The sequence below is a fragment of the Rhizobacter sp. P1_G5 genome (assembly GCF_056405435.1).
Genome location: NZ_JBFUCB010000426.1, coordinates 1 through 5,406, shown reverse-complemented (window position 1 = coordinate 5,406; position 5,406 = coordinate 1). Strand labels below are relative to the sequence as shown.

Sequence of the window (5,406 nt, the reverse complement as noted above, 5' to 3'; positions counted from 1 at the left end):
GCCCATCCTCATCCTCAGCGGTTTTCCCGAAGAGCATTACGCCACCACCTTGCTGCGCCAGGGCGCGAGCGGCTACCTGAACAAGGAGTGCGACCCCGAGGAGATCGTCACCGCGATCCGCACGGTCGCGCGGGGCCGCAAGTACATCACCCCGGCCGTGGCCGAGTTGCTGGCCAGCAACCTCGGCGGCAACGCGAACCGTCCGTTGCATGAGCAGCTTTCCGAGCGCGAGTTCCAGGTCTTCCTGCGGCTGTCGAAGGGCGAGACCATCGGCCACATGGCCGACAGCCTGTCGCTGAGCGTGAAGACCGTCAGCACCTACCGCACCCGCGTGATGGAGAAGATGAAGCTCGAATCGAACAGCGACCTGACCTACTACGCGCTGAAGAACGGCCTGATCCAGTAACAGGCCGCCTCGCTGGGCTTGCGCCGCCCGGGAGGGCCGCGCAAGCGGCATCCCATCCAGCGCTACAAACTCCCCGAACTCGAATTCGCCGCCTCGCCCGAGGCGAGCCGCTGGCAGTAGCCGATCAGCGCGTCGATCTCGTTCGACTTGTCGAACACCTTGTCGGCCCCGAGCTCGAGGCACTTGCGCCGCATGTCGGGCGTCGCGTAGTTGCTGAGCACGACGAGCTTGGTCGCGTCGGGCAGGTCGGTGCTGGCCGACAGCACGCCCAGGCCGGAGCCGCTCTTCAGGAAGATGTCGACGATCACCAGGTCGCAGCCGTTGCGCGGCTGCTTGAGCCAGTACAACGCGGCGGCTTCGTTGTCGGYCGTCCCGACCACTTCCACGGCCACCAGTTCCTCCAGCGCCGCGATCAGGTTCTCGCGGATCACCGGGCTGTCTTCGACGATGTAGGTTTTCAGCATGTCCCGACTTCTGGATTCTTCTTCGGCAGGCGAGGCATGCACAGCGTGGACCTGTCTGCAAAGGTGACGGATCTTGCCATTTCCGCGAGAAACGTGACGGGAAGAGCCTCGAGGACGCCGGCAGACATGCGCTCGATTGTATGAATCGGGCAACGCTGCCCCTGCCGGAAGAGCGCGGGAGCGGCTGTAGGAGCCTGCCTACAGGTGGTCGCCGGCCGAACGTCGTAGGACAGCGCCGACAGGCGAAGGCCGTGTCGTCCGGCTGTGTCAGCAAGAGGTGCTCCCTAGACTCGTTCGCGGGTTGTCCGGATTCAAGGGTTTCCGGATTCACGAATTGCCGACGGGAGTGGCGAATGAAAAGACTGTTGATGTGGGCTGTGGGTGTGCCGTTCCTGGTGATCAGCATGGTCATGGTGTCGTTCAGCGACGGGTTGTCGACGCAGGTCGCGAGCCTCTCGTGGACGCAACGACATTGACGGTGCGTGTCGCGGCGCCTTCAGGGGTGGGCCGATGAACCCCTCGATCACCGTCTATGAAGGGTTCGATTTCGCGCTGCCTGCGGCGATCGAGGAGTTCGCCGGGGCGTTCTCGCGCTGGGATGCGCCGTCGCGCTCGGTGCGGCGTGCGCGCTTCAAGGGCGAGCTGACGCGCGCGATCGAGGAGTTGCGCGCCTGCGTCCGGCAGATCGAGACCTTCACCGACGAGCAGCGCTCGCTGTCGCAGGCGGCGCAGTGGCTGGTCGACAACTTCTACGTCATCGAGCGCATCCAGACGGCGCTCACGCAGCAGCTGCCCGACAAGGCGGTGCGCGGCCTGCCGGCCTACCAGACCGGCGGCCACCCGTCGCGCGCGCGCATCGAGCTGTTCTCGCATTTCTACCTCGAGGCCTGCGACTTCGACTTCGAGGCCGACGAACTGGTGCACGTGCTGGTCGAGTACCAGAAGGTGCACCCGCTGATGCTGCGCGAGCTGGCCCTGCTCGCGCCGGTCCTGAACTTCCTGCTGATCCGCCAGCTGCGCGCCTGCGCCGAGCAGATCCTCGAGATCCACGGCGGCGCCCATGCGGCCGACCTCGTGGCGGATGCGGCGCTCGCGCCGTCGCATGGCACGGCGCGCGGGCCGACGCAGAAAGCCGCGTCGGCGGTGCCCGACCTGAAGAACGCGTCGAACGTCTTCCGCCAGGCCTACCTCGGCCAGCTGGCGCAGYGGCGCCGCTACGACGACCCGGCGAGCATCGCCGGCGGCGCGCACGCCGAAGGCGTCGGCATCGTCCACCAGGCCGGCGCGATCGAGGACGATCTCGTCGTGCGCACGATGCTCGACGTGCGGGTGCGCAACATCTTCCGCAGCGTCAAGGCGATCGAGCTGAGCGACTGGGTCGACATCTTCGCGAAGACCTCGCTGGTCGATCGCGCGCTGCAGCGCAACAGCGTCTATGCGCGCATGGACCCGCCTTCGAAGGCCTTGTACCGGCAGCAGCTGGAGCGGCTGAGCCTGCGCAGCGGCCTGCCCGAACCCGATCTCGCCGAGCTGGTGGTCGACCGCTTCGGCCGCCGCCGCGCCGAAGGCGACGAGGCCGGCCAGGAGGGCGAGGACACCGACATCGGCCGCTGGCTGCTGTCCGACCGCCGGCCCGAGCTGGAACGCAGCATCGGCCTGACGCCGAACCCGCTGCGGCGCATCGAACGCACGATCCCGCACACCCGCCTGGTGCTGTACGCCGGCCTCGTGCTGGCCTTGACCTTCGCGTTCACCGTGCTGGCCTTCCGCGCCGGTTATGCCGAAGAGCATGTGTCGCTGCCGGCCTTCGCCATCTTCCTGCTCGCGGTCTGGCCGGCCTCCGAGATCGCGGTGCTGCTGATCAACCGCATCCTCGGCCGGGTGTTCAAGCCGGCCCAGTTGCCGCGCCTGGAGTTCGCGCAGGGCCTGCCGCGGCAGTGCAAGACGATGGTGGTGGTGCCGACGATGCTGACCCAGCTCGACCAGGTCGGCCACCAGGTCGGTGAGCTGGAACGCCACTACCTGTCGAACCGCGACGACCAGTTGCGCTTCGGGCTGCTGACCGACTGGCGCGATGCACCCGATCAGTCGCTCGAGACCGATGCGGCGCTGCTGGCGGCGGCCCGCGAGGCGGTGATGCGCCTGAACCTGCGCTACCCGCTGCCCGCCATGCCGGACGGCGGCGAAGACCGCTTCTACCTGTTCCACCGCAACCGCTGCTGGAACGCCGCCGAAGGCGCCTGGATGGGCTGGGAGCGCAAGCGCGGCAAGCTCGACGAGTTCAACCGCCTGCTGCTCGGCGAGCCGGGCACCTCGTACGTGTTCGAGGACGGTACGGCCGAGCGCGTGCCGCGCGGCGTGCGCTACGTCATCACGCTGGATGCCGACACGCGCATGCCGGTCGGCTCGGTGGCGCGCCTGGTGGGCACGGCCGCGCATCCGCTGAACCGGCCGCAGATCGACCCGCAGACCGGCCGCGTCGCGCGCGGCTATGCGCTGTTCCAGCCGCGCATCTCGTTCCTGCTGCCGCAGGCCGAGGACCACTCGGTGTTCCGCTGGATCTTCTCGAACGGCGCCGGCGTCGATCCGTACGCGGCCGCCATCTCCGACACCTACCAGGACACCTTCGGCGAGGCCACCTACACCGGCAAGGGGCTGTACGACCTGCAGGCCTTCCACACCTCGCTGTCGGGCCGGGTGCCGGAGAACGCGCTGCTCAGCCACGACCTGTTCGAGAGCGCGTTCGCGCGCTGCGCGCTGGTCAGCGACGTCGCGTTCTTCGAGGATTCGCCGTCGCATTCCGAGGTCGCCGCGGCGCGCTCGCACCGCTGGGTGCGTGGCGACTGGCAGCTGTTGCCGTGGCTGCTGGGCGTGCGCGCCGAGCCGCTGTCGCCGCTGAACCGCTGGAAGATGCTCGACAACCTGCGGCGCTCGCTGCTGCCGATCGCGTCGTTCGCGCTGGTCGTCGCGGCCTTCATCGATCCGGCCGCACAGCCGCTCGCGTGGCTCGTGCTGGTGCTGGCGTCGATCAGCCTGAGCGGGCTGCTGGGCTGGTTCTCGGCCTTGTTCGCGCCGGTGCCGAAGGGCGTGCGCAGCAACCGGCCGATCCAGCTGACGCGCGAGCTCGGCCATGTGGCCGGCCATGCGCTGATCGAGCTGGTGCTGCTCGCGCAGAGCGCCTGCGTGATGGCGGATGCGATCGTGCGGGCCGTGTGGCGCACCTTCGTCTCGCAACGCAAGATGCTCGAATGGCGCACCGCCGCGCAGGCCAAGGCGGCCGCCGGCGGGCAGCTTCGGCAGTTCAGCTGGGCCATCAGCAGCGCGACGCTGCCGCTGGTCGCGTCGAGCGGGCTGATCCTGCTGTTCAACCGCGATGCGATCGTCGCCGCGGCGCCGCTGCTGGCGGTCTGGTGGCTGGCGCCGGTGATCGCGGTCGCGATCAGCTCGCCGGTGCTGCTGGCGGGCCGGCTCGCCGGCGACCACGACCTGCGCGAGTTCCGCCGCATCGCGCGCCGCACCTGGCGCTTCTTCGAGGACTACGTCGGCCCGGCCGACAACCACCTCCCGCCCGACAACGTGCAGTTCGAGCCGGAAGAGGTGGTCGCGCACCGCACCTCGCCGACCAACATCGGCCTGTACCTGCTGGCGCTGACGCGCGCGCGCGACCTGGGCTGGCTGGCTGGCGGCGATTTCCTCGGCCGCATGAAGGCCACGCTCGGCAGCATGGCGAAGCTGGAAACGTACAACGGCCACCTGTTGAACTGGTACGAGACCCAGTACCTGCGGCCGCTGGAGCCGCGCTACGTGTCGTCGGTCGACAGCGGCAACCTCGCGGCGCACCTGGTCGTCGTGGCCCGCGCGCTGCAGGAAGAGCGCGAGCGGCCGGTGGTCGGGCCGGAGCGCCTGGCCGGCCCGCGCGACAGCTTCCTCGAACTGCAGGCGGCGTGGCGCACGCTGCGCGCCGGCAGCCCGCGCGGCGCCAAGGGCAGCGCGCCGAGAGGCAACGTGAGCCCGGTCGAGATCGACCGCGCGGTCGCCGACCTCGGCGCCAAGCTGCTGCAGGCCGAGCCTGCGACGCCCGCCGACGCCGGCCGCGCCCTGGCCGGCGCGTCGCAGCTCGCACTGCAGCTGAAGGAACTGCTCGATGCCTACGCGTTCGGCAGCGCCGGTGTGACCGACGCCTTGGCCGGCACCGGCACCGGCGGCCTGAAGCCGGTCGTCGACGAAGCCGGGCGGCTGTGCCAAGCACTCGGTGCGCACATCGACGACCTGCAACGCCACTGCCCATGGGCGGTCGAGGCGGCCTTCAGCACGCTGCAGCAGCAGGCGCCCGAGGTGTTCAAGGGCCCGCTGGCCGAGTTGCTTGCGGTGGTGCCGCGGGTCGGCGAGGTGCCGGCGCACCTGGCCAACGTCGAGGCCGCGCTGCTGCAGGCGCAGCGGCTGCACGGCCAGGCACCGGCCGCGGCCATGCTGYTGGCCGCGGCGCTGAAGGCCTGCGCCGAGGCGCGCAATGCGACCGCCGTCTGGCTCGCCGAC

The 5,406-nt window shown here is 69.7% G+C and carries 3 protein-coding genes and 1 pseudogene; 3 read left to right on the top strand and 1 reads right to left on the bottom strand.

Going from position 1 to position 5,406, the window contains the following annotated elements; genetic code table 11:
* A partial coding sequence (locus AC1D12_RS23600; RefSeq protein ID WP_477843223.1) for a LuxR C-terminal-related transcriptional regulator occupies positions 1-406 on the top strand: 406 nt, incomplete at its 5' end.
* A gap of 62 nt (positions 407-468) precedes the next feature.
* Here the strand turns inward: AC1D12_RS23600 and AC1D12_RS23595 are convergent.
* On the bottom strand, positions 469-870 hold the full coding sequence (locus AC1D12_RS23595; RefSeq protein WP_477843221.1) for a response regulator transcription factor: 402 nt from the start codon (positions 868-870) through the stop codon (positions 469-471).
* Positions 871-1,223: 353 nt separating this feature from the next.
* Here AC1D12_RS23595 and AC1D12_RS23590 point away from each other — a divergent pair, with 353 nt between their 5' ends.
* Together AC1D12_RS23590 and AC1D12_RS23585 are read left to right on the top strand one after the other, a co-directional pair.
* A complete protein-coding gene (locus AC1D12_RS23590; protein ID WP_465111150.1) occupies positions 1,224-1,346 on the top strand; it encodes a hypothetical protein in 123 nt (40 codons plus the stop codon).
* 34 nt (positions 1,347-1,380) lie between these two features.
* Positions 1,381-5,406: pseudogene (locus AC1D12_RS23585) on the top strand (hypothetical protein); the annotation flags it as partial.

What these genes read in the sequence shown, in the direction of transcription:
- AC1D12_RS23590 (WP_465111150.1), top strand. Translation starts at nt 1,224, where the DNA reads ATGAAAAGACTGTTGATGTGGGCTGTGGGTGTGCCGTTCCTGGTGATC.